The sequence below is a fragment of the Lysinibacillus sp. 1 U-2021 genome, assembly GCF_029916965.1.
GTDB lineage: Bacteria > Bacillota > Bacilli > Bacillales_A > Planococcaceae > Lysinibacillus > Lysinibacillus capsici.
Genome location: NZ_CP123966.1, coordinates 4,617,656 through 4,641,515, shown reverse-complemented (window position 1 = coordinate 4,641,515; position 23,860 = coordinate 4,617,656). Strand labels below are relative to the sequence as shown.

Annotated in this window: 26 protein-coding genes and 2 pseudogenes; 20 read left to right on the top strand and 8 right to left on the bottom strand. The window is 35.9% G+C overall.

The features are described from left to right. Positions 1-162: 162 nt before the first annotated feature. The gene (locus QH639_RS24695; protein WP_237899303.1) at positions 163-2,133 is read right to left on the bottom strand and encodes an S-layer homology domain-containing protein; all 1,971 of its coding nucleotides are present in this window, start codon (positions 2,131-2,133) and stop codon (positions 163-165) included. Between the two features lie 412 nt (positions 2,134-2,545). Between QH639_RS24695 and QH639_RS24685 the strand changes: the two genes are divergently transcribed. After that, a complete protein-coding gene (locus tag QH639_RS24685; protein ID WP_481817309.1) occupies positions 2,546-2,641 on the top strand; it encodes an IS3 family transposase in 96 nt (31 codons plus the stop codon). A 69-nt stretch (positions 2,642-2,710) separates the two neighbouring features. Here the strand turns inward: QH639_RS24685 and QH639_RS24680 are convergent, their stop codons facing one another. Continuing rightward, positions 2,711-3,235: a GNAT family N-acetyltransferase gene (locus tag QH639_RS24680; RefSeq protein ID WP_131520284.1), complete on the bottom strand. Its 525-nt coding sequence runs from the start codon at positions 3,233-3,235 to the stop codon at positions 2,711-2,713. A gap of 283 nt (positions 3,236-3,518) precedes the next feature. Between QH639_RS24680 and QH639_RS24675 the strand changes: the two genes are divergently transcribed. Both QH639_RS24675 and QH639_RS24670 read left to right on the top strand, forming a co-directional pair. Continuing rightward, the gene (locus QH639_RS24675) at positions 3,519-3,824 is read left to right on the top strand and encodes a hypothetical protein (protein WP_048392961.1); all 306 of its coding nucleotides are present in this window, start codon (positions 3,519-3,521) and stop codon (positions 3,822-3,824) included. A 471-nt stretch (positions 3,825-4,295) separates the two neighbouring features. Continuing rightward, positions 4,296-4,493, top strand: a complete 198-nt coding sequence (locus QH639_RS24670) for a hypothetical protein (RefSeq protein ID WP_281115385.1) — start codon at positions 4,296-4,298, stop codon at positions 4,491-4,493. Positions 4,494-4,513: 20 nt separating this feature from the next. On the opposite strand, the gene QH639_RS24665 is transcribed toward QH639_RS24670, so the two are convergent. Further along, the gene (locus tag QH639_RS24665; protein WP_281115384.1) at positions 4,514-4,987 is read right to left on the bottom strand and encodes a hypothetical protein; all 474 of its coding nucleotides are present in this window, start codon (positions 4,985-4,987) and stop codon (positions 4,514-4,516) included. A 135-nt stretch (positions 4,988-5,122) separates the two neighbouring features. On the opposite strand from QH639_RS24665, the gene QH639_RS24660 reads away from it, so the two are divergent. Further along, entirely contained in the window at positions 5,123-5,800 is a 678-nt protein-coding gene (locus tag QH639_RS24660) for a hypothetical protein (RefSeq protein ID WP_281115383.1), read from the top strand. Between the two features lie 52 nt (positions 5,801-5,852). On the opposite strand, the gene QH639_RS24655 is transcribed toward QH639_RS24660, so the two are convergent. Then, positions 5,853-6,872, bottom strand: coding sequence for a serine hydrolase domain-containing protein (locus QH639_RS24655; RefSeq protein ID WP_237900711.1), 1,020 nt, complete (start codon positions 6,870-6,872; stop codon positions 5,853-5,855). A gap of 160 nt (positions 6,873-7,032) precedes the next feature. Here QH639_RS24655 and QH639_RS24650 point away from each other — a divergent pair, with 160 nt between their 5' ends. Continuing rightward, positions 7,033-7,731 carry a DUF421 domain-containing protein gene (locus QH639_RS24650; RefSeq protein ID WP_281115382.1) on the top strand — a complete coding sequence of 233 codons (699 nt, stop codon included), beginning with the start codon at positions 7,033-7,035 and terminating at the stop codon, positions 7,729-7,731. A gap of 36 nt (positions 7,732-7,767) precedes the next feature. On the opposite strand, the gene QH639_RS24645 is transcribed toward QH639_RS24650, so the two are convergent. Then, positions 7,768-8,808 (bottom strand): collagen-like domain-containing protein, encoded by a 1,041-nt coding sequence (locus tag QH639_RS24645; RefSeq protein WP_281115381.1) that lies wholly within the window; start codon positions 8,806-8,808, stop codon positions 7,768-7,770. 41 nt (positions 8,809-8,849) lie between these two features. After that, positions 8,850-9,071 (bottom strand): hypothetical protein, encoded by a 222-nt coding sequence (locus QH639_RS24640; RefSeq protein ID WP_032209914.1) that lies wholly within the window; start codon positions 9,069-9,071, stop codon positions 8,850-8,852. A gap of 131 nt (positions 9,072-9,202) precedes the next feature. Here QH639_RS24640 and QH639_RS24635 point away from each other — a divergent pair, with 131 nt between their 5' ends. From QH639_RS24635 to QH639_RS24620, 4 genes are all read left to right on the top strand, one after another. Continuing rightward, a complete protein-coding gene (locus QH639_RS24635) occupies positions 9,203-9,766 on the top strand; it encodes a phage repressor protein CI (protein WP_281115380.1) in 564 nt (187 codons plus the stop codon). A gap of 50 nt (positions 9,767-9,816) precedes the next feature. Next, positions 9,817-10,740, top strand: coding sequence for a phage repressor protein CI (locus tag QH639_RS24630; protein ID WP_060588798.1), 924 nt, complete (start codon positions 9,817-9,819; stop codon positions 10,738-10,740). A 25-nt stretch (positions 10,741-10,765) separates the two neighbouring features. After that, positions 10,766-12,283: a KAP family P-loop NTPase fold protein gene (locus QH639_RS24625; protein ID WP_060588797.1), complete on the top strand. Its 1,518-nt coding sequence runs from the start codon at positions 10,766-10,768 to the stop codon at positions 12,281-12,283. An 86-nt stretch (positions 12,284-12,369) separates the two neighbouring features. Beyond that, on the top strand, positions 12,370-13,422 hold the full coding sequence (locus QH639_RS24620) for a phage integrase (protein WP_000290937.1): 1,053 nt from the start codon (positions 12,370-12,372) through the stop codon (positions 13,420-13,422). A 388-nt stretch (positions 13,423-13,810) separates the two neighbouring features. On the opposite strand, the gene prgO is transcribed toward QH639_RS24620, so the two are convergent. Both prgO and QH639_RS24610 read right to left on the bottom strand, forming a co-directional pair. After that, the gene (gene prgO / locus QH639_RS24615) at positions 13,811-14,086 is read right to left on the bottom strand and encodes a DNA segregation protein PrgO (protein WP_001196543.1); all 276 of its coding nucleotides are present in this window, start codon (positions 14,084-14,086) and stop codon (positions 13,811-13,813) included. Then, positions 14,058-15,011 carry a ParA family protein gene (locus tag QH639_RS24610; RefSeq protein ID WP_000429439.1) on the bottom strand — a complete coding sequence of 318 codons (954 nt, stop codon included), beginning with the start codon at positions 15,009-15,011 and terminating at the stop codon, positions 14,058-14,060. Before QH639_RS24610 ends, prgO begins: the two co-directional genes overlap by 29 nt. 639 nt (positions 15,012-15,650) lie before the next feature. Between QH639_RS24610 and QH639_RS24605 the strand changes: the two genes are divergently transcribed. The 11 genes and pseudogenes from QH639_RS24605 (at position 15,651) to QH639_RS24550 (ending at position 23,618) form a co-directional block, all read left to right on the top strand. Then, positions 15,651-17,144, top strand: coding sequence for a primase C-terminal domain-containing protein (locus QH639_RS24605; protein WP_000947691.1), 1,494 nt, complete (start codon positions 15,651-15,653; stop codon positions 17,142-17,144). A 134-nt stretch (positions 17,145-17,278) separates the two neighbouring features. Further along, on the top strand, positions 17,279-17,575 hold the full coding sequence (locus QH639_RS24600) for a replication control protein PrgN (RefSeq protein ID WP_000053907.1): 297 nt from the start codon (positions 17,279-17,281) through the stop codon (positions 17,573-17,575). 100 nt (positions 17,576-17,675) lie between these two features. Then, positions 17,676-18,527 carry a hypothetical protein gene (locus tag QH639_RS24595; RefSeq protein ID WP_002287227.1) on the top strand — a complete coding sequence of 284 codons (852 nt, stop codon included), beginning with the start codon at positions 17,676-17,678 and terminating at the stop codon, positions 18,525-18,527. A 2-nt stretch (positions 18,528-18,529) separates the two neighbouring features. Then, positions 18,530-18,760, top strand: coding sequence for a hypothetical protein (locus QH639_RS24590; protein WP_002322134.1), 231 nt, complete (start codon positions 18,530-18,532; stop codon positions 18,758-18,760). Between the two features lie 432 nt (positions 18,761-19,192). Next, positions 19,193-20,680 (top strand): annotated as a pseudogene (locus tag QH639_RS24585) (IS6 family transposase); the annotation flags it as partial. Then, positions 20,657-21,064: a topoisomerase C-terminal repeat-containing protein gene (locus QH639_RS24580; RefSeq protein ID WP_281116227.1), complete on the top strand. Its 408-nt coding sequence runs from the start codon at positions 20,657-20,659 to the stop codon at positions 21,062-21,064. The pseudogene QH639_RS24585 and the gene QH639_RS24580, both read left to right, overlap by 24 nt. A gap of 144 nt (positions 21,065-21,208) precedes the next feature. Then, entirely contained in the window at positions 21,209-22,063 is an 855-nt protein-coding gene (locus QH639_RS24575) for a ParA family protein (RefSeq protein WP_032458614.1), read from the top strand. A 97-nt stretch (positions 22,064-22,160) separates the two neighbouring features. Continuing rightward, entirely contained in the window at positions 22,161-22,370 is a 210-nt protein-coding gene (locus QH639_RS24570; protein ID WP_000527318.1) for a peptide-binding protein, read from the top strand. Positions 22,371-22,387: 17 nt separating this feature from the next. Next, on the top strand, positions 22,388-22,660 hold the full coding sequence (locus QH639_RS24565) for an antitoxin (protein ID WP_002326825.1): 273 nt from the start codon (positions 22,388-22,390) through the stop codon (positions 22,658-22,660). A gap of 221 nt (positions 22,661-22,881) precedes the next feature. Continuing rightward, a pseudogene (locus QH639_RS24555) lies at positions 22,882-23,118 on the top strand (DNA/RNA non-specific endonuclease); the annotation flags it as partial. Between the two features lie 5 nt (positions 23,119-23,123). Beyond that, positions 23,124-23,618, top strand: a complete 495-nt coding sequence (locus QH639_RS24550) for an antitoxin YezG family protein (protein WP_259420533.1) — start codon at positions 23,124-23,126, stop codon at positions 23,616-23,618. The last annotated feature ends 242 nt before the right edge of the window (positions 23,619-23,860 follow it).

Genomic DNA, 23,860 nt, shown 5'->3' with positions numbered 1-23,860 from the left:
TTTGCACATATGATTGGAGTGGAGCCAGCGTCACTAGCGTCACAGATGAGAACCTGGCGGAACGGAAATCAACCTCCTGCCTTATGAAACGGCCTTTTTCCGCTAGTGACTTTATCAAAAAAAGTAAATGACTGCCTCCTTTATAAGAGGCAGCCATTTACGCTATTTCACGGTATTGATGAATTTAATATAATCCTTACTTATATATCCAGGTTCAGTGTTTAGTTTATCGGAAACAACTTGATACCAACCATTTGAGCTTGTATCTGTAACGATGACAGGCATATTACTTTTACTAAATGTGAAAAGTGGACTTTGACTTGTTGATGCATCTGCACGAACATTTAGTCCAGCTGTTGTTGTGAGAGCAATTTTATAAGGATTATTCGCATCTTTAAAGCCTAAAGCTTTTTCTGCACGATAGTAATGTCCTGCAATTTTTGCGCCCCAGAATGGATCTGAAGCGTATTTTACGTTAAAGCCGATAGCCTTAGAACCAACAACTGCACCATTCGTATAGCGTCCACCTGGCGTAATATAATTTGGCTGAAGGAATTTTTCAACTAGCTCATTAATATTGGCTTCCACACTATCAAACTTCTTGTTTAATGGATTTGTATCATAGACATATAATCCAAATAGATTGTTTAGATTTTGAGCGTGATCACTCATACCATAGGCACTCTCATGCTGTGCTAAGGATAAAATAAGCATAGCATTGATATGAGAATTGGCTTCCACTTCTTTTAATACAGAACCTAAACCAAGTAGTTTACTTTTAGTTGTGGCATTTTTATAAATCGTAGCACCTGAGCTTTCAACCTCTGCTAATTTTCCCACAATATATTGATCTAGCTCTTCTACAGTATATTGAGTTGTTGCACGAGCTGGTAAGAATTGATAGTAGTTATAGGCTTCTCCCTTTGAAGAACCATCAGCATTGGTAAAGTTGATGCCATCCCAGCTAAAGTATTTCTCACCCTGCTTCATAAAGCTAGGTGCCTTTCCATACACGTAACTAGCAGAATATTTATTAGTTTTATAATCATACAAGGTATGTTTTATTTCACCGTACTCATTTGTGTAATAAGAACGGCCTTTCACTAAAGCAGAAGGAATTAAGGTAACGTCAGCCTGCTTTAAATAGCCAGTATGACCAGCTAAGCGTACTTTTACTTGTGTGGCATCGCTACCTAGATATTCCATTTCTGTATTACCAGCAACTGCGATTTGATCCTTAATCGTTTCAGAATTTAGAGCAACATAATTATTCGTTACAACATAACCTGAAGTCATTTTAATAATTTTATCATTTTGAGTAATCACTAAGGAACTAGTCGTCATCGCCTTTTCTGCTGCTTCAAAGCTAGTAAAGGTTTGTTTGTCTACCAAGTTACCATTGGAAACTTCTTTGACGATATAGGCGGTAGTATGACCGTTATTACCAGTATTATTGTTGTTCCCATTATTATTGGTATTACCGTTATTTTCGGAGTTACCATTGTTTTCATTTTTACCAGCGTCAACCTGATCAGCAAGAAGAATTAACCGTAGAATAAATGTCGATGCCTCACCAATTGTGGCATTGTCTCTAGGTAAAAACATGCCGTTGGAGCTTCCTTTAATAAGTCCTAATTGCGCACCGATTGCAACATCCTGTCGGAAATCTTTAAAAATAGTTGCATTGTCTTTGAAGGTAATAGAAGAAGTACCTTTTGGTATTTTTAAATAATCAACTGCTCTAATTAGCATAACTGCCATATGCTCTCTTGAAATACGGTCATCTGGTTTAAATGAGCCATCCGTATAGCCAGTAATAATTCCAGCAGTAGCAGCAAGCTTAATTTCATTTGCAAATAAATATGTGTCTGACACATCTGTAAACGTTATCTCGTTCTTTGTGTCCAAATTTAATGCTTTTGCTATGTATGTGGCGAATTCACCGCGTGTAACCGTAGCATTTGGACGATAGCTTCCATTTGCATCCTTCAGTAATGCATTTTTCTGAATTAAATAGCGTAGACCACTTTCATGCATATGTCCTGATAGCTCGTCTGCATAGGCAGATTGAGGCTGCCAAATGACTAGACTAACAAGCATCATGAGTAACATAAAAATTGATAGTTTTTTCATAGTTTTACCCTCCTAAACTGATATCATTTTAACAAAGTTACACAATCAAGATAAGGGTCAAATGTTAGAAATGCCATAAAATATACCAGCGTTTTATAGGCAATAAGTATGCTTTTATAATTTGATGTGACGGTTAGTTTTAAAGAGGGGAAGAAAAGTGAACCGAAATTCACATGAGTTTCTTCTATTATATATGTCGTTTGTGTTACCCCCAAAAAAATAATGCCGTACATTGCTTACTAAGAAACAATGTACGGCATTTTATTGAAATAATTATTAAAGCATTTCTGAAGTTGTTTTTGCTTGCATATGCAGTTGTAGGTAGTCTGGGCCACCTGCTTTTGAATCTGTACCTGACATGTTGAAGCCACCAAATGGTTGGTAACCAACGATTGCACCTGTACAGCCACGGTTGATTGATGATTATATTCATTTTTATAATTACTATCGTTATCAGAAACGATTAAGCGGTTTAAGTCCGTTAGAATTCAGGACTCAAGCCGCTTAATACATTTTTTATTATTTCAACTGTCTACTTGACGGGGTGCAGTTCACTTATAGGAATCTGGTCTCCCTATTATTTTAAAAGTGCGTATATATAAGTATCATGGGACACATTATGTTGATGTATATATTTTTTTAATAAGCCTTCTTGTTCGAAGCCTATTTTTTGCAATAGTAGATTGGAAGCTTCATTTTCTTTAAATACAATGGCTCCAATACGTACTAAATCCATTTCTTCAAAACCATAGGAAATAGCTCGTTTTACAGCTTCCTGAGCATAGCCTTTTCCCCAATTTTCAGGAAAAAGGGCGTAGCTGATTTCCGCTCTTCGATGCTCTATTGACCACTCTTGAAAGCCAATTGTACCAATAATTCCTTCTTGATCCTTTAATGCAATGCCCCATTTAATGCCACGTTTTTCGGCAAAATTGTTGGCGAAATTTTGAATGATTTGCTGCACTTGAACTAAGCTCGTTAAAGGTTGTTGACCATAATGGCGCAAAACTTCAGGATTCGAAAAGCACGCAAGAAGAGCTTGTCCATCAGAACTTGTCAATTCCCTTAACACTAATCGTTCAGTATGTAAAATTGGAAACATCATATACCTCTTTTATTGTAGATTTATTAATCAAATTTTACATTTGTCAACTAGCTATTGCAATCTCTATTTCCATTTGATGCCACTTTGTTAAAAGGACAAGGCTAGTTGCCCTGCCCTTTTTGTGCGTGTTAGTTTGCTTGTGCATCCCGACATAGTAAGTCTACCAGAGCTATCTATACATTCTCTCTACAAATCCCCAATGATTGCACACTACACTAATGTATAAAATTTCCCTATATGTCCACAATAAGTTCAAAATAGTCAATGAGAGGTGAGCAGAATGGAACACTTTCCACTCATACATACAAATTTTTGGGATGCCGTCGTTGCAGTCCCTGTAGTTATGATGATTACCCAACTCATTAAGAAAATGTGTCATATAAAGCCTTTTTGGGTTCCAACCATTGCACTAGTTGTCGGCTTATTCATTTCTATTTTCATCAGCCACCGACATAATCTTCTTGCAGGACTATTCATGGGCTGGTTTTATGGCTATGCAGCAATTGGAAGTTATGCCTCCTTAAAAACTTCTTATCTTACCTATAAGCAAAAGAAGCGAAGAAAACAGAAGTATACTGCTCCTTAATGGTAACTATTGCACCTACATGCACAAAAGTTTATACTAAATTTTAACAAAAATACTTTATAAATTTCATACTTGTTACATTACCTTTTGACAAACAATGAAGAATTGGAGAGGAGGAAAAAATATTTCTGAACGAGATCTTACACCTAAAGAAAACAATGCTATTTGAGCTAGACAGAAAAAATTCAAGCGCCCTGCAAGCCAAGATATACTAAATATGACGGCAGCAATCACTCTTGAACTAGCAAAAGAAACAAAAGCTGAAACACCGAATGAACAAATAATCTAACCGTTAAAACAATTGCTAGAAAATTATGCTACTTACACTGTCTATATTCATGATAATTCAGCCGACAGCATTTTCTATTCTTTTTACCCAAAGATAAAAAGTTTATTTACAAATATCATCGACATTCAATTTCTAATAATTCGCTCATGAATGTACACACTAGAAAACGGAGGAAAATCAACGTGTCTAAACTCATTACGTTTACCTTTAATACGAAATATACCGATCAAATTCAGGAAACATTTTCGTTTGAACAATTAGGGATGAATGAGCAATTACCTAGCGATGAAATAAAAAATCAAATTGATCATCTATTTAAAAATTGGGTATGTGATCGTCTCAACATATCCTATAGCATCGTTGTAGAAGAGAATGAATGACCGTTGTATCACCTTTTACTTTAAAATTTCTTTACTTGTTCTCGCAAAGTGGTAATGAACACTCGGATTTGTTCCATCGTCACAATAATACATAATGCAGGTCCACATTCTCTTGCACCATGATGATTCTTCTCATAAGCATCTAGTACAAATATTAATTTATAACGAGGCTCTGCTTCCTCCCTCTCCTCTTCAGGAATTTGAAAGATACCGTATCCAGGAGAAAAATATTCTCCATAATGAGGGATATGATAGATGCATAGACCAGGATCATGCGGCTCCAGCATACTCAAATAAGCAGGCTCCAATTGTGTTATGTCTTCTAATAATTGAAGGAAATCTCTTTTTAAACAATAAATCTCCGTATTTATTGCTGGGAAAGCTGGCCCAAAGCGAAATTCAATACGAAACTTTACACTCTCCCTGTTCACCATTAAAATATCTAGCTCTACCTCACAGCTCGGATCACTTGAATCATCTTTTAAAATTGCCACTATACCGCCCCTTACACTTGCTAAATCGTCGTTCCCTCTAGAATATACTACGAAACTATAATTTTACCAAATAAATGAAATTATAAATATTTATGTATGTTATAATAGATTTTATTCATTTTTTGGGAGGTGAAGGTGTTGAAAAGATATTTGGTGACAAGCATTGTAGTAGGAGCCATCTTCCTGACAGGCTGTGAAAAGGATGACAAAGCAGCCTCACCACTATCTACATCAGTAGATAAACAAATAATAGCAACGGAATCTGTCATGGCACCTGTTCCATTAGTTTTAACGCTACCACAGAAAGAATACTACTATAAAGAATATTCGACTATTGTCAATAAACTAAATGAAGAGTATGGTACAGGCTTTAAGCTAGATCCCATTACAACATTTTCAGCAAATTATTGGCTTGAATTAAAAGATTTTGAAGACATGTTAAAAGGCAGAATAGACACTTCTTATGTCGTGGTCGATAATAAGGAAGTTTTTTCTCCCGTTAAAGTACCAAAATTCGTTGAATTACATATGGGGGCACATCGAACAATCATTCGTGTGGATGGTTCATTTGACACCCAACTAAGCATGAACATTCCTGGTGGAAGACAGTTATTTTCGGTTATGTATTCCTTGTCTTCTAAAATTGAACAGGGTAAAGGCTACTGGACGCAAACGGGGTATGACCCTTCCATTAAAGATCAAGGCAGTGCTTACAATATTGCAATCGGTGGCTATTATTCATATAATGGTGTATCCTCACCTCATATTATTGAGATCGAGTATTATTGTAATATCCATGGTGGCATTACTTAATAACTAGCAATAGGCTTGCCTGTAATCTTTTTCACAGACAAGCCTTATTCTATTATAGGATAGCCTCTATTCCTTTCATCATATCAAGAGCGCCCTTAGATTTATTGGAACATACGACAACTTTGATGGAAGAAGCAGGATAATAGGCTGAATGGAAGCACACGCCAGGATCATACCCCATCACATGGTATTTCAGTATTGCTTGTTCACTATTCTTCTTAATCCATACACCATAGCCATAACAATCATTTTCATTCAGTTCGACATGAGGCATTAACAGTTGATTCGTTAACTCTTCATTTAAAAGTTCGAAATTCATAAGTGCACTCCAGAACTTTGCCATATCCTTCCCTGTTACGAATGCTCCCCCATCAGAACCCCCTTTTACAGGTAAAGAATAGATATTTGTTTTCCAAGTTCCATCTGGGTTGTCTATGTACCCTAATGCTGTATTAGCTGGCAAAGAATCTAACGAAAAATAGCCTGATTCCGTCATATTCACCCGATCGAAAAGATGTTGTTGAATGTAAGCGGAAAAATCCATACCAGTTGCATGCTCTACAATTAACCCTAATACAATATATCCTGCATTATTATAGTGAAATCGCTCACCAACTTTATACTTCATTGGACGATTCTGAAATAATGGTAAGAAATCTCGCAATGTTCGAAGCTGGTACATCGGATTTTCAACCCATAACACTTCAAAATTCTCCATTTCTTCCTCATCAAAATAATCGGGTATTCCTGACGTATGTGTTAGCAGATGAGCGATGGTTACTTGCTCATCGAAGTGCTTAAATAGTTGAGGCAGACAATCGCATAATTTCGTGTCAAATGCTAGCTTCTCTTTTTCAATAAGCTGACAAATAGCGACTGCAGTAAAAATTTTACAGCCAGAGGCAATGCCAAAACGAGTTTTGGTATGATTGTCGATTTGTTCTGAGCGATTCGCATAGCCAAAACTTTGGCTGACTAAGGCAATCTTTTCCTGATTTTCTACTAGCACCGTTCCTGAAAAATTAACCTTCTCTTGTATGTCGATAAGAATATTTTGTAATTTTGATTGCATAGATATTCTCCTAATTTTCTTAAAATTACTAAATAATAGTTTTTTTATTTTAACAATATCGTTTTGAATATATTTTTACAAGTCTATTTCGTTTCAATCCTGACGATCCGCATAATCATGTAATGGAAGGAAACAATAAGAAAAAAGGAGATGTGTCGCTATGGCATTTTTTCATAGTCAAGAATCACTTACTGCAATTCAATGGATTCTCCGAGCTGTTGTCGCATTTTTCTTTCTATTTTTCGCAACAAAAATTATGGGACAGCGCTCTATTTCTCAGTTAAGAATGCTTGATTTTGCAATGGCTATCACACTTGGGAATATTATCGCACATCCCTTATCTGACGAAGGGTTAGGAATGAAGGGTTCCATGATTACCATGACCGTTTTAGTTGTGCTCTACCTCATTTGTGTTTTTTTGAGCCTAAAATGGATTGCCATTCGTCATTTAATAGACTCTACGCCGATTCCCTTGATTAAAAATGGGCAAATTATTAGTGCCAACTTACAAAAGGCTAGAATATCTGTGGATTTACTTTTATCAGAGTTAAGAAAGGAAAAAATTGAAGAAATTCAAAATGTAGCACTCGCGTTATGGGAACCAGACGGATCGATCTCTAGTTTTTTGCATACACCCTACCAAACACCAACACGAGCAGATATAAATGTACAAGCTAATCCTTTTTTTCTTCCCACCGTTCTTATTAAAGAGGGAAAAATTGATTACCATGAGTTGAATAAAACAACGCTAACCGAGAGTTGGTTAAAAGACCAACTTTCAACTTATAACATTGATGTAAAGGATGTCCTATTAGCAACAATCAACCAGAATAATAAATTGCATATCTTTCCTTATTAACTTTCCCTCAAAAAACTCACAAATTAAAACGCGTAATTAAACTGTATTAAAAAGTATCGTTGCTGAAACACCGTTTGAAAATGCTCCTCCCGTTGTACTTACTTGTACAGAGAGAAGTGTACAACTATTAACTGGGTAATTTGCAATCACTTTTGCACAACAATTGGGTGTTGTAGATGAATTTGGTCCTGATACGCTCGCAATGATACCTGTAGCAACGCTAGTAAATCCGCAATTTGTGCTGATAAATATTTGTGCTGAAGCGGTTTGACCTGCGATGAGAGCATGGTCGCGAATATTCAATGTTAAGCTTCTAATTGTAGCATTTTCAGGAATCACAATTGAACTTCTCACGAATGAAGCTGACGAATTACCAGTACCAAGAAAATCATTATTACCAACTGATTGATCTGTAGAGAGGAAAACTTCCATCAAACCTGAACCACTTGGACCTGTTGTTCCAGTAACACCAGTAGTCCCTCTTGCGCCAGTCGCTCCTGTGCTTCCTGTTACGCCTTGGACTCCTGTCGCCCCTGTTATTCCCTGTGAACCAGTTGCTCCTGTACTTCCTGCTACGCCTTGGGCTCCTGTTGCCCCTGTTATCCCCTGTGAACCAGTTGCTCCTGTGCTTCCCGTTACGCCTTGGGCTCCTGTTGCCCCTGTTATTCCCTGTGAACCAGTTGCTCCTGTACTTCCTGTTACGCCTTGGGCTCCTGTTGCCCCTGTTATTCCCTGTGAACCAGTTGCTCCTGTATTTCCTGCTACGCCTTGGGCTCCTGTTGCCCCTGTGATTCCTGCTAGTCCCCGTTCTCCTGTTGCTCCTGTTATTCCCGCAAGTCCTCGAAGTCCAGTGGCCCCTATTATTCCCTGTGGACCCGTTACTCCTGCTACTCCTTGGGGACCCATTTCTCCCTGTGGACCTGTTGCTCCAGTTACTCCTGCTACTCCTGCTACTCCTTGGAGACCCATTTCTCCCTGTGGACCTGTTGCTCCAGTTACTCCTGCTACTCCTTGGAGACCCATTTCTCCCTGTGGACCCGTTGCTCCCGTTACTCCTGCTACTCCTTGGAGACCCATTTCTCCCTGTGGACATGCCTCTGATGTATTTCAGAATCGAACTAATTAAGGTTTAGATTGCATTCTGAAAGCGCATCAACGGTCATGGCTGCTATGTTGATCATCACTTTTTCGCGTTTTTTATCTTTGCGCAAACGGTGACGGATAAGGCGTCCGTCAGCCAACATGTCATTGATAGTATCGATGGATAGCCCTGTCAGCTCGCTATAACGTTCAATAGTCACATGAGGCGTGGTAAGAGTGATTGAAATGTTATGTTTCATGATGCAACATTCCTCGTTTAATGTTGATTAATCAGGACGAATACGGATCGTTTGTATTTTGTGAACATCATAAACATACGATCGCATAATGAAATCGTCAAGACAAAAGTTCACTTGGAGTGACCATGAATTTGGAGAAAGGCGGACGAGGCGCTATAGAGCGCATGGTAGAAGCATATGGCTTCAAGACTCGACAGGCGTTGTGCGATCACTTAGGAATCTCTAAAAGTACTCTCGCCACACGCTATATGCGTGACTCATTCCCTGCTGAATGGGTAATCCAGTGCGCACTTGAAACGGGCGCCTCGCTTAACTGGCTCACGACCGGACATGGTTCAAAGCAAACTTCAGGTAATACAAATACTATGGAAGTCGTTAAATATGTATTATCTGATGGAACCTTGCAGGAAGATGGTTTTTATATTTTCGATAAAGAATTTCTACCATCTACGCTCAAAAATCCGTTTGTAATCACCGATAACAATTCCGTTTTTATTTGCGATAAAGAGTTTAACGATATTCGTGACGGCAAATGGGTAATAAGTATTGATGCCGAAGTAACAATCCGCGATATCACTCGTTTACCTGGTGGAAGAATCTTAGTTGAAGGTGGAAATAGGGCTTTCGAATGTAAAAAAGAAGAAATCGAAATTATTGGAAAAATTATAACCATAACAGTTAAGTACTTTGAGTAACATAGGAATGTTTTTATGCTTGGTAAAGCATTTGTTGTGGTGTAAAAAATATGTCAACTCAAAAATTAAAATTTAGCCATATCAAAAACGATCTGAAAGCAATAGTTATGCAGAATCGTGGAGGGCAAAAAGTTATTGAGCGTATACTCCTAGCCTATGGCTTCAAGTCACGACAGGCATTATGTAATCATCTAGGTATTTCCCAAAGTACTATGGCCAACAGATATGCACGTAATACCTTTCCTGCAGATTGGGTTGTTATATGTTCCATAGAAACAGGAGCATCAATTGAATGGTTAGTTCTTGGTTCAGATACTGCTCCTTCATCAGAGCAATATTCTGAAAAACATGCCGTTAATGGCCTTTGCAATGAAGTATACATTCCCACTATAAAGTTCGATAATGAAAAACTCATGAATTTTAACCGAGGGGGTAAGGCAACAATAGAACGAATTGTCGAGGCTTACGGTTACAAAACGCGCCAAGCATTAGCTGATCACCTAGGTATTTCAAAAAGCACATTAGCCACACGATACATGCGTGACATTTTTCCTGCAGACTGGGTTTTGCAGTGTGCAATAGAAACGGGCCATTCTATTGAATGGATTTCATTTGGTACAGGAGAAATGAAAAACGCAAAAAATAAAGATACTTTAACATTAGTGAAAAAAGTATTAATCAATGGCAAGTTAATAAATGATGGCTCATATTTATTTGACCCATGTTTTCTACCTTCCAATTTAAAAAATGCATTCGTAGTATCTACCGAAGACTCTGAATTAATATGTGAAATGGGTTTTAAAGATGTACATGATGGTAAGTGGCTAGTAAATATTGATGGAGAGAATTCATTTAGAATGATAACTCGACTACCTAAAGGACGAGTTTATATTTCATCCAAAAATCACTCTTTTGAATGTTCGCTTACAGACATTGAGTTTATTGCAAAAGTTATTATAAGTTGTTTACATTAAGTAAATTTTTCATGGAGACTTCATAGTGAAATGTGGTGATTGTAATTGGAACTGGGATGAAGAAACTACCTTTATATTAGACGACGAAGAGGAAATTCTTTCCAAAGACAAACTTAATCGGAGACACTATGCAGAATATCTATATTTTTATCTTAAGGAAAAGGGGCAAAAGAACAACACGGTAATCAACCTTAATGCAGAATGGGGAGCTGGTAAAAGTTTTTTCATAAAGAGATTTTATAACTCAATAAAAGATGCACACCCATGCGTTTACATTGATGCCTGGAAGCAAGACTTTTCTGATGATGCATTTTTAACCCTTTTTTCTTCTTTGTCACAACAATTGCAAACATATGCAGGAAAACTTGATGCTCGATTGATACAAAGCGGCCATGCTATCGGACGCTTTACAAAAGGTGTTCTACCTGAAATCATATCTGGCCTAATCAAGACTTATGCAGGAGTAGATAACGTAGGTGATATAGCCAAAGAAGCCTCATTAATAATGCTGAAGGAACACCAGGAAAAACTGAAGAGCATTAAGGTATTAAAAAAAGAACTTACGTTATGGTCTAGGTTGGCATATGAAAATAGTTTTTCATGTCCTATATTTATCTTTATAGATGAATTAGACAGATGCAGGCCAGATTATGCAATTTCTCTTTTAGAGATTGTTAAACATATATTCGACATTAAAAATTTTGTCTTTATTATTGCTACTGACACAGATCAATTACAACATTCAATCAAGAATGTTTACGGTAATGATTTTTCCGCAAATGACTATTTAGGCCGTTTTTTTCATAGAAGATTTACTTTAAAACAACCTGAACTTAAAGATTTAATTAATGGTGTTGTTGGTGATTATATTGGTACCGAGTTTGAAAATATCACATCAAAAACATACCCACTAACCGCAACATTAGAAGACTTTTCAATAAATATTTCCAACGTATTTGAAGCATTTGGGTTAAATCTAAGAGACTCAATCCGAAATACTGAAAGGTTAATAGACATTCTTAAATCTGATTTAGTCAAAAAGAAAGTAGATTATATTTTTATAATTTCGCTAATGATTATATATGATAAGGATCGTCAAATTATAGATGGACTAATTGGTCGAAGAAATGCAGCACAACGTTTCACTGATTCGATAAAGCAAAGCTCCAATTTAAAAGGTGTTTCTCAAGCCATCCTTGAATTAAATCTTGATACAAATCAGCAAAGAATAGGTGTCAATTATATCTATACAACGGCGAGCAGTAGATTATTCATCTCACAGATCGAGCCCAAAATAAATTTAACATTAATAAATTACTTAGATGTTGCATTGTATTTTATCAATAATATAAACATACTTAAATCAAGTATAAAAAACAATGGGCAAAATTCACTAATGATTAAATCTCAACAAGGCCCTATTGATGGTGATACAGCTATAAAGTATTTGCAAGGAGCCCTTATAGAGAATGGACTGAATACATCTTTTTATGCCTTACATAATTACATTGAATTAATTGAACTGGCCACATCATTTGATTAAAAGCATTGTTTGAATAAACTAAACCATACATTGACCACTGGTCAAACATACAGTTAAATTTAGCCCTCTGATATGAGGGCTTTATTATGGCAGTACGAAAACTCACCACAGGAAAATGGCTTTGCGAATGTTACCCCGCCGGACGTAGTGGGCGTCGGGTGCGTAAACAATTCGCCACCAAAGGCGAAGCTCTGGCTTTTGAGCGCCACACGATGGAAGAAACCGAAGCAAAGCCCTGGCTGGGTGAATCAGTGGATCGTCGAACACTGAAAGACGTGGTTGAGCTATGGTTCAAACTACATGGTAAATCTCTGACAGCTGGGCAGCATGTCTATGACAAATTGCTGTTGATGGTTGACGCTCTGGGCAATCCTCTTGCAACCGATCTCACCTCTAAAATGTTTGCCCACTATCGAGATAAACGCCTGACAGGCGAGATCTACTTCAGCGAGAAATGGAAGAAAGGAGCAAGCCCGGTCACCATTAACCTGGAGCAAAGCTATCTAAGTAGTGTTTTTAGCGAACTATCCCGTCTGGGCGAATGGTCGTATCCGAACCCACTGGAGAACATGCGAAAATTCACCATCGCAGAAAAAGAGATGGCATGGCTTACCCATGAGCAGATTGTTGAATTGCTGGCTGATTGCAAACGTCAGGACCCAATTCTGGCACTGGTAGTTAAGATATGCTTAAGCACAGGCGCACGCTGGCGTGAAGCCGTAAATCTTACCCGCTCACAGGTGACCAAATACCGAATTACCTTTGTCAGAACGAAGGGGAAGAAAAACAGAAGCATCCCTATAAGTAAAGAGCTTTACGAAGAGATCATGGCGCTTGATGGGTTCAATTTCTTTACAGACTGCTATTTTCAATTTTTATCCGTGATGGAAAAAACGTCTATCGTGCTCCCTCGCGGTCAACTCACACACGTTCTGCGCCATACGTTTGCGGCGCACTTCATGATGTCGGGTGGAAACATTCTAGCCTTACAAAAAATTCTCGGACACCACGATATAAAAATGACTATGCGTTACGCACATCTGGCACCGGATCATCTGGAAACGGCGCTCCGTTTCAACCCTCTGGCAACGCTGCCAAGTGGCGACAAAGTGGCGGCAGCGGTTGGCATTACCCCGTAATAACCACCACTGACCACCAACATAACTTATTGTTTTTAATCTAACTTATTGTTTTCATTAACCCGTTTACATAAATGGGTTTTTTGTTATCTAAAACTTATCTACTACCCTGCAACCCTCTCAACCATCCTCAAAATCTCCTCGCGCGATAGCGGCTTACGGTAGATAGTAGCCCACGGCTACAATAATCACATCCTGCTGAAATTGCTTTCCTTTAAAATGATTCATCGTCATTCCTCCTGCTATCTTTTTCTATTATTCTACCTTATTTGATAGTAGATTTAAAACTTTGCAACAGAACCATATTTAGTATAGTAAAAACTAGAAACAATAAAATTTGTGAATGTTGTATACCCCCAAACAATACACATATTTTGAAGGATTAGGATTAATCTTTTGATCGTCTATTATATATAATCCGTTCCTCGTCGTTTAAAGTATCAACATAGGCGTCCATTGCAAGTTTGACTATTTCATACATAGGAATATCTTTTGCATAACTAAGATCCCGAATGGTTTTTAGTACGGGAGGATCTACTTGAACTGGTTTTCTTTCTTTCGCAGTGTACTTTCGTTCCCCTAACTCGACATTAATATCATCTTTAATTGAAATATCTTCAGCACCAATTTTCTTCTTATCTTTGTTCGTTGGTAATAATGCCATTTAGTTTAATCTCCTTTCCAAGAGGTAGGATATGATTGGCCATTGAGTCAGCATATTTAGGTGTATAATCAAATCCTTCAATATCACCATGTTGTTCATAGTATTCAATTCTTTCTTCTAATTCTGTAAAGATGTCTGCAAAAATAGCCCACCATCTTCGATCTACATAATCATTTAATTGGATACCATTCTCACCATACATTTCTAACCGATCCGAGCCTTTAACAATGCTTTTAAAAATGTTTGATTCACCATACTTATCAATTGTTTTTTGATAGTTTGCGTGTTGAGAGGAACGTCGCACTGAGAAAAGAACAGGCAAAATTCCAATGATTTGAAGATGAGACTCTTCAAAATTCGTGACAATCGGAACTAAAACTTTATTAATAAAATCTTCTGTTCCTTCCATTGCGTACCGTTTTAATTCTTGCATTGCAATAATATAATCTGCAGCAGTTAAGAATGCACGAACCACATTATCTGTTGATGGTGGGCAGTCGATAAAGATATAATCGAAATTTTTTCTCAATTCTTCTAAAGGTTTAATGAAGGCCAATGATCTCTTACGACGATCAGGATATTTTTCGGACAAGTATTCATTAAGTTCTTCAGATCCAGGAGAGCCAGCCATAATATATAAATGTGGACTTACTTGAGTAATACCTGAAACCCAGTCCCCTTTTTTGATTGCTGCAGACATGGATCGATCAAAGCTAGTAATTTGATACGTTGATCCAATGTTGGAAGTAGTATTTCTTTGTTGGTCATAATCAATTAGCAACACGTCTTTTTCAAAAAGTTGACTAGAAACAATCGCTAATAAATCATTGTCTGTAGTCTTACCAATGCCGCCTTTTCTACCTGTAAGCATTACAACTTTTCCTAGTTTATCTGATGTTTTAAATGCAGTCCGTAAGTTTTCCATAGTTCCCTCCAATTTCCTATACTAAATATATTTAGTATACTTCATATACTAAATATATTTAGTATACTTCATATACTTAATATATTCGATATATCTAATATACTCCAAATTGATAAGAATTCAGACTTTATAAGGAATATAGTGGATATACTAAATATATTTGCTATATTCAGTATATCAGATATATTCAAAATGTCAAAATATATTTGTGCGTTTTGCGTTGACAATTTAGAGTGAAAAGAGGTAAACTTAATTCTATAGAAACCACAGATAATTCACTATTTACAAAGTAGCAAAAGCAGTGGTACTCTTTAAACAGAAAAATTACATAAAAAAAAAGAGACGGAAATAATTGATTTTAGCAGAATCAATTATTTCTGAATCACATGGTTAGGACATGTGTTCACGCTCGTCTCAAGAATATGTAAGTAGCTACCAACTACTTATATTAAAAGTTGATCGGATACCTTTTCCGATTGCCTTTATTCTACCAAAAAAAGGCGAGCAACTCAACAGAAGAAAGTTTATTTAGTGTACTTAAATTAAATATTCTTAAACACTGAAGAGAGAACACATACTATGGCTGAGATTAAAGCTAAACTGTGTTCTCTTTTTGTTTGAGAAAGGACGTTACAATCGATGTTGAGCGAAATTTATTCAGCTATTCTTAAAAACGGCTTACGTACATACAAATATCGAAACAGCACCATGAAACCTGCAGGTCATATTGATTCCAGTAGGAGTGGTGCTATCTTTGCGTACCGTAGCAAGCAATTAATGAATGTTGGGCGTGGTATGGTCATTACTTCGGAAGAAGCTATTTTAGAGAACGAAAAGAAACTAACGCATTGGACACCTAATACCTATCGCTTTGGTACTTATGCGGATGATTATCGAACAGTGGTTAAAGGTCATTCTGAGAAAAACTTAAGTCAAATCAACACATTTGTAGTTGATATCGATTCAAAAGAGAACCATCAAGGCGAAATTATTTTAGCCTGTTTAGATCAAGTGGGCTACATGCCAACGCTAATTTTAGAATCAGATCATGGTTATCAAGTTTATTTTGTACTAAAGACACCAGGCTATGTCACAAAGAAAAGCAATTTCAAGGTGATCGATGTAGCAAAAAAAATTTCAAAAACAATTCGTCTACAGTTGGCTGAAAAATTGTCCGGAGTGGATCTAGGATGTAACCACTTCGGAATTGCTCGATTCCCACAAGAAAATAATATTGTTTTTAAAGAAATGAACTATCAGTATTCTTTTGCTGACTGGATTCAATGGTCGATGAAGCTTGAATCAGATCAAAAAACAAAAGAAGATCGAGAACGAAAACTAATTGTCTTTCCTGAGAAAAAAGAAATTCGTCAAGTAGATGAACCGTGGTTCGATATGTTACTTCATAAAGCAAACATCGTCGGCGGAGAAGGACGTCTTGGTCGAAATAATGTGATTTTCACGCTTTCTTTAGCTTATTACTCTTCAGGTTATGCATTGGATACTTGCGAATACAATATGTTCACATTCAACGAACGGTTACAGGAACCGCTATCTGAAGCAGAATTAGTAAAGATTGTACGTAGTGCTTATTCTGGTAATTATCAAGCAGCAAGCAGAGAATTCATTATTGAATTGTGCCAGCAATGGGTTTCACCAACCTTAAAAAATAATGATCTGTTCATTCAACGACGTGGCTGGTGGAAATTTAAAAAGCCACGAGATCAAAGAAAATATAGTCATAAAAATGAATGGAAAGAAGATCTATTGGCTTATCTAAGCGAAAAAAGTCTTGCTAGTGAGCCTTATTTGAACCTGTCAAAAAAAGAATTGGCTTCACAACTAACGATGCCCAAGCGAACACTTGATAAGATCTTAAATGAGTTACGAGAGGAGAATAAAGTCTTCTACAAGGTAACACGAGGAAGAAATGGCGGAATGATCATTGCTTCAGTCAAAACGTTGTTCGCGAGGGTTATTCAACTAAGTAAAGAAAAGAGACTAGATTATTCAACAAGGATCACAGAGGTATTTGGACTCAACGAGAGCTTAGTAGAAGAGACATTTAGACAATTATCAACCCCCTTGAACCCTCTTAAAGAAGTGAATCTTTTTGAAGTAGATACAGGTTGAAAAATAAAAGGTGCAAATTGCCCTATACAATATATCTATGATACTTCTGTAGGTGTTGCTCCCTTTGCCTAGCTACGTGTAGGTGGTATACTTATAACTGCGTATGCAGTCTTATGTATCATGGAGGAAGTTGTATGTCGTTAAAAAATTATGTCTATTCACATCCTGTTAATGTGTTTATCATTGGTCGTTTGGGATTATCTGTGGAAGTGTTCTGTGAGCTTTATGGTTTTAAGCAGGGGACTTTGTCTTCTTGGGTTACCAGGGAAAAAACAGTTGCTTCTTTGCCGATTGAGTTTCTTCATGGGTTGTCCTTAGCTTCTGGGGAGACTATGGATCAGGTATATGATTGTTTGTGTGTGTTAGAGCAGGAGTATATTGAGTATAAAATAGCTAACGAGTTAAGAAAAAGGAAGAAGTATATCCAGTAGTAGTTTTTATTTACTTAAAAAATTGGTTCATTGAGCAACCTATCGCTGCTAAAGTAGCAAAGGAAAACGTTAAAGGAAAGAATTTAGGGAAGAAATCGAAATGAAATCGGACGACTGGATTGAACACACCTGGCTTCCTCTGAAAAGAAATAGCAAACGAAAGAAATTTTGGGTATTGCAATTATGGCCATTAGGAAAACTTTGTAGTTACGGGGCACGACTTATTCTTGATTTAACCGTTTACTCGATTGGAGTATTTGGAACGGCTTATTACTTGATAAATGATCCCAATAGGATTGCAGCATCAGACATTTTTACAGTGCTAATGACGTTGATTTTTGTCATGCTATTGTCTATTTTTACTCAATTAGTCATGCAATTTACCAGGCAAAAATTAACAGCAGGAAAACTTTTCAAAAGCCTATTCGATTTAATTGTTGTAAATGCAATTCTAGCGACTTTAATAAAACAAATTGAACAATCTGGAAGAACAACAAAAGGAGTGAAGGATTTTTTATTGACGTTTATTCACTTTGTAAATGGACACATGTATTTGTTTGAAGTGGGTATTATTCTCTTTTTTGTCGGGTATGTATCCACGAAACTTATTAAACGTTCAATTGAAAAAGAAATTGAAATTGACCTGATTCCGACACTTCTTGGTTATGAGTACAATGTTGATTTTGGAAGATATGACGAATTGATCAATACGGATATCGTTCACACGAGTATCCATGAATCTACTGTTAAGGGCATCAGATCTATTTTAAAAAATGGCCAGGAAATGAAAGCAATAGATCGAAGAAAAGAGATCTACAATTTTTATGAAGTCGAAGCAAGCCTACGATATGGCATCGGAAAATTGTGGTTAGATGGAAGTAATATTCGTCAAAACAAACCATACATTTTTTGGAACAGTAGTGATTTAGAACTTCCAATGAAAGATAAATAATTATGGAGAATCGTTTGAAAATGATTCCTCTATACAGGATTGTGCTTATAGTTGGCATGGAGTTAAAAACCTTAAAGAAGGAGCAGTTATTCAAAGTGAAAGAACGTCATAATCAGTTACTATGTAGTAAAACGGGTACGATGAACATTGAATACCGAACAGAATATTTAGAATTAACGAATCAAACTGATTTTTTGTTGATTCGAAAGCAACAAGAGCAAGAAAAAAATTAATGGCTACTTATAGCCAATTGATTGATGAATGGGAACAATTCAAGGAATCTAAAATTCCAGAACGTCTCTAAAAGCCTTTATTTGTAAAGAGCATAAGGAAACGTGGGAACACTTTTTAAAAAAAGTGTTCCAATAGGCTGTGCCTATTACGTTTCTCAAAAATAAATGTGGGAACAAAATATTTAAAAATAGGATAGTGAAAGGATAGTGAAGGATAGTAAAAGGAGGGTAGTAGGATAGCAAAAAGGATAGGCTCCTTTTCGCTATCCTTTTTAAATTGGAGGAATTAATATGGAAGTAAGAATAAGAAATGTGGATGAGAAAATCGTAAGAGAAATTGATCGAAGATGTGACGAACGGTTCTGTTGCAAAGTTTTAAATCTACTATCAAATAAGGTAGAATAATAGAAAAAGATAGCAGGAGGAATGACGATGAATCATTTTAAAGGAAAGCAATTTCAGCAGGATGTGATTATTGTAGCCGTGGGCTACTATCTTCGTTATAACCTTAGCTATCGTGAAGTTCAAGAAATCTTATATGATCGTGGCATTAACGTTTCTCATACGACGATTTATCGTTGGGTGCAAGAATATGGCAAACTACTCTATCAAATTTGGAAAAAGAAAAATAAAAAATCCTTTTATTCATGGAAAATGGATGAAACGTACATCAAAATTAAAGGAAAATGGCATTATTTGTATCGAGCCATCGATGCAGATGGTTTAACCTTGGATATTTGGTTACGTAAAAAACGGGACACACAAGCAGCCTATGCTTTTCTTAAGCGGTTAGTGAAGCAGTTTGATGAACCGAAGGTTGTAGTCACAGATAAAGCCCCCTCTATTACAAGTGCCTTTAAGAAACTAAAAGAATACGGCTTTTATCAAGGGACAGAACATCGTACCATTAAATACCTGAATAATTTGATTGAACAAGACCATCGTCCAGTAAAGAGACGCAATAAATTCTATCGAAGTTTACGCACTGCCTCTACCACGATTAAAGGCATGGAAGCCATTCGAGGATTATATAAGAAAACCCGAAAAGAAGGCACTCTCTTCGGGTTTTCGGTCTGTACTGAAATCAAGAAAGCTATGCAAGGACTGTATGAAGCAAAATTATTGAGTTATCCAAGAACAGATACACCATTTATTACAGAGAACGAATTTGCTTATTTAAAAGCGAATTTTGGCAAATATAGCGGTTTTTTAGGACTTGATCTTGAAATGGTTCAAACAGAGCCTAGAAAGCGTTATGTGGACGGTAGTAAGGTACAGGAACACCACGCCATTATCCCAACAAAACAAGTACCTACCGAATCTGCATTAGCGAAAATGGACGATTTACAACGAAAAATTTATGCTTTAGTCGTTAAAACGACCGTTGCCATGTTTTTACCTGATTACTTGTATGAAGAAACCAAGATACAAACGAAAGTAGCTGATTTGCTGTTTCAATCGATCGGAAAGACACCAAAGCAAGAAGGGTGGAAAATTCTTTTCAAACAACAAACCAAAGAAGAAAAAGAGGACGTTCAAACGTTACCACTCGTTATCATTGGCGAACGTGCCGAAGTTGGTGTTAAGAGTGTTGAAAAAGAAACGCAACCGCCAAAAGCTTTTACAGAGGGTACATTATTAACTGCTATGAAAACGGCGAATAAAACGGTTGATGATGAAGAAGCAATCAAGATTTTACAAGAAGTTGAGGGGATTGGAACAGAAGCGACAAGAGCAAGTATTATTGAAGCGTTAAAACAAAAAGAATATATCCAAGTGATTAAGAATAAGCTTGTTGTAACTGAAAAAGGAAAATTATTGTGCCAGGCAGTTGAAAGTCAGCACCTTTTAACGAGTGCTGAAATGACGGCTAAATGGGAAACGTATTTAAAAAAAATCGGTAAAAGAGAAGGCAATCAAGAGAACTTTATTACGAATATCAAAAAATTCATTGTTCATTTACTGGAAGCTGTACCTAACGATATAGAAAAACTAAATTTTTCTGATTACCAGGAACAGAAAGAAAAAGAAGCAGAAAAAAGTATTGTAGGAAAATGTCCTAAGTGTGGCAACAATATTGTATTAAAAAAATCGTTTTATGGTTGTTCAAATTATCCTGAATGTAAGTTTACTTTAGCTGAACATTTTAGAAAGAAAAAACTAACCAAAACGAATGTAAAAGAATTACTGGAGGGAAAAGAAACCCTGGTAAAAGGAATCAAAAACAAAGAGAAAAAGCCCTACAATGCCGTTGTAAAAATTGGGGAAAAGGGATATATTGATTTTATCTCTTTTTCAAAATAAACATAAAAGCCCTTTAAAGAGGGCTTTTATATATTAATCACAAATCACTTATCACAAATCACAAGTGATTAATCACAAATCACTTGTGATTTGTGATTCTTAATGATACAATATTACTATACAAAAAAAGAATGGGGCGTAGTTATGGAGAAGGAAAAACTAAAAATACTTGAAGAATTAAGACGTATTTTAAACAATAAAAATGAAGCAATTATTATCTTGAATAATTACTTTAAAGGTGGTGTTGGAAAGTCCAAATTATCGACTATGTTTGCTTACTTGACAGACAAATTGAATTTAAAAGTTTTAATGATCGATAAGGACTTACAGGCAACATTGACAAAAGACTTAGCAAAAACTTTTGAGGTAGAATTGCCACGTGTCAATTTTTATGAAGGCTTGAAAAATGGAAACTTGGCTTCTTCTATTGTTCATTTGACTGATAATTTAGACTTGATCCCTGGCACGTTTGATTTGATGTTACTGCCAAAATTAACTCGCTCATGGACTTTTGAAAATGAAAGTAGATTGCTTGCTACTCTTTTAGCACCTTTAAAAAGTGACTATGATCTCATTATTATTGATACTGTACCAACGCCAAGCGTTTATACAAATAATGCAATCGTGGCGAGTGATTACGTTATGATCCCTTTACAAGCAGAAGAAGAAAGTACAAACAACATTCAAAACTATATTTCCTATTTGATTGATTTACAAGAACAATTTAACCCTGGACTAGATATGATCGGTTTTGTTCCTTATTTAGTTGATACGGACAGCGCAACGATAAAATCAAACCTGGAAGAACTGTACAAGCAACATAAAGAAGATAACTTGGTTTTCCAAAATATTATCAAGCGAAGTAATAAAGTAAGTACCTGGTCTAAAAATGGAATTACAGAACACAAAGGCTATGACAAAAAAGTTTTATCCATGTATGAGAACGTATTTTTTGAAATGCTTGAGCGAATTATTCAATTAGAAAACGAAAAAGAATAGAATCACAAATCACAAGTGATTAATCACAAATCACTTGTGATTTGTGATTGTTGATGATAAAATAAGAATAAGAAGAAATAGAAAGAAGTGAGTGATTGTGGGAAATTTAGGCGCACAAAAAGCAAAACGAAATGATACACCAATCAGTGCAAAAAAAGATATAATGGGAGATAAGACGGTTCGTGTTCGTGCTGACTTACACCATATTATAAAAATTGAAACAGCAAAAAATGGCGGAAACGTAAAAGAAGTTATGGATCAAGCCTTAGAAGAATATATACGGAAATATTTACCTGATAAACTTTAAAAAGGAGTGAAAATGAAATGGCAGTTACGTATGAAAAAACATTTGAAATAGAGATCATTAACGAATTATCGGCAAGCGTTTATAATCGAGTATTAAACTATGTTTTGAACCATGAACTAGATACTAAAAATACTCGTTTACTAGAAGTGAATCTTTTAAATCAATTAGAAGTGGCACAAGAAGTTGATTTATTTCAACAACCATTTGAAGAATTACAAGCTATTCATGAGTATTGGCGGTCAATGAATCAATATTCAAAACAAATTTTGACAAAAGAGAAAGTGGCTTAACATGGCGAATATTACTGACTTCACCGAAAAGCAATTTGAAGATCGTTTAGAAAAGAATGTTGAACGACTAACTAAAAATGGTTCTGTTGCAAAGTCTCAAAAAGGTCATTAGTTTTTCAAGATGATTCTTATTTAAGCAGGGATTCCTAATAGTCCTTTGATTTCTGTACAGACGGAAAAGCCAAAAAGAGACCCTTCTTTTCGGCTTTTTTTATAAATTGGATATCGATAACCTAGTTCCACAAAATAGCCAAATTAACCGTTCTGGTGGTGAATGGTTCAATATGGAGACTGAGTGGGCAAATGCATTGAAAGAAACACCTCCGAAAAAAGTTACTGTACAAATTAATCCGACGTATTCGGGGAATTCAATGCGACCAGATTCATTTATAGTTGAATACGAAATTGAAGGGGACTTTCCAGTAATTCGTGAAATCGCAAATAAAAAAGGTGGATGAAATAGATGAGTTTTGAAATAGAATTGAATAAAATATATAAAGAAATAGCACAGCAGGTTAACGATATCATACCTGTTGAATGGAGTAACTTCTATTTTAATGGTGAAGTTAAGGATAAGGACGGAGGAGTTTTTTTCTTTTTTAGACCTAAAGATAATGAAGAGAACTACTTATTTTCACATTTTATTCCAAGAATATATGGTGTAGATAAAAGGGTTTATAATAAAGAGCTGCATAAGTTATTTGAACTAATTGTTAAACTTCAAGATGTGTTTATTAATAACGACCAAGAACTTTGGTTTTCAGTGACATTATTACTTAATGATAAAGGTAAATTAAATGTCCATTTTGATTATATAAATTGGCAAAAAAGTGAATTTGGCCCAGCAGCAAGAATTAAGTATTTTGAGTATAAATATGTAAGCAATAACAAAGATAAACTAGATATAGATTTAATAGAGAGAATGAAGAGATTTGAAGTTAAAGAGAGTAGTATATAGTTCTCCTTTTCTTTTGATTTTAGATTCGAAGAGTATGAGTACCTTAGAAAGTATATTTATAATAATCCATAATTTTGCAGGAATTCTAGATAAAGAGTAGTATTTAAGTTGATTTGTTAAATTAACGCTTTTATACTCCTAGTTTAGACAAAATAAATATTTAAAGAATTATAAGTTTAATAGCTTCTTTTAAAAAGCTCATACATCCATTTTAATAGTGGATATGAGCTTTTTATTTTTGC

Bases quoted from the DNA above. Each gene is read 5' to 3' on its own strand.
- QH639_RS24695 (WP_237899303.1), bottom strand. From the start codon at position 2,133: ATGAAAAAACTATCAATTTTTATGTTACTCATGATGCTTGTTAGTCTA.
- QH639_RS24680 (WP_131520284.1), bottom strand. From the start codon at position 3,235: ATGTTTCCAATTTTACATACTGAACGATTAGTGTTAAGGGAATTGACA.
- QH639_RS24675 (WP_048392961.1), top strand. From the start codon at position 3,519: ATGGAACACTTTCCACTCATACATACAAATTTTTGGGATGCCGTCGTT.
- QH639_RS24655 (WP_237900711.1), bottom strand. From the start codon at position 6,872: ATGCAATCAAAATTACAAAATATTCTTATCGACATACAAGAGAAGGTT.
- QH639_RS24650 (WP_281115382.1), top strand. From the start codon at position 7,033: ATGGCATTTTTTCATAGTCAAGAATCACTTACTGCAATTCAATGGATT.
- QH639_RS24645 (WP_281115381.1), bottom strand. From the start codon at position 8,808: ATGGGTCTCCAAGGAGTAGCAGGAGTAACGGGAGCAACGGGTCCACAG.
- QH639_RS24640 (WP_032209914.1), bottom strand. From the start codon at position 9,071: ATGAAACATAACATTTCAATCACTCTTACCACGCCTCATGTGACTATT.
- QH639_RS24630 (WP_060588798.1), top strand. From the start codon at position 9,817: ATGTCAACTCAAAAATTAAAATTTAGCCATATCAAAAACGATCTGAAA.
- QH639_RS24620 (WP_000290937.1), top strand. From the start codon at position 12,370: ATGGCAGTACGAAAACTCACCACAGGAAAATGGCTTTGCGAATGTTAC.
- prgO (WP_001196543.1), bottom strand. From the start codon at position 14,086: ATGGCATTATTACCAACGAACAAAGATAAGAAGAAAATTGGTGCTGAA.
- QH639_RS24610 (WP_000429439.1), bottom strand. From the start codon at position 15,011: ATGGAAAACTTACGGACTGCATTTAAAACATCAGATAAACTAGGAAAA.
- QH639_RS24605 (WP_000947691.1), top strand. From the start codon at position 15,651: ATGTTGAGCGAAATTTATTCAGCTATTCTTAAAAACGGCTTACGTACA.
- QH639_RS24600 (WP_000053907.1), top strand. From the start codon at position 17,279: ATGTCGTTAAAAAATTATGTCTATTCACATCCTGTTAATGTGTTTATC.
- QH639_RS24595 (WP_002287227.1), top strand. From the start codon at position 17,676: ATGAAATCGGACGACTGGATTGAACACACCTGGCTTCCTCTGAAAAGA.
- QH639_RS24590 (WP_002322134.1), top strand. From the start codon at position 18,530: ATGGAGAATCGTTTGAAAATGATTCCTCTATACAGGATTGTGCTTATA.
- QH639_RS24575 (WP_032458614.1), top strand. From the start codon at position 21,209: ATGGAGAAGGAAAAACTAAAAATACTTGAAGAATTAAGACGTATTTTA.
- QH639_RS24565 (WP_002326825.1), top strand. From the start codon at position 22,388: ATGGCAGTTACGTATGAAAAAACATTTGAAATAGAGATCATTAACGAA.
- QH639_RS24550 (WP_259420533.1), top strand. From the start codon at position 23,124: ATGAGTTTTGAAATAGAATTGAATAAAATATATAAAGAAATAGCACAG.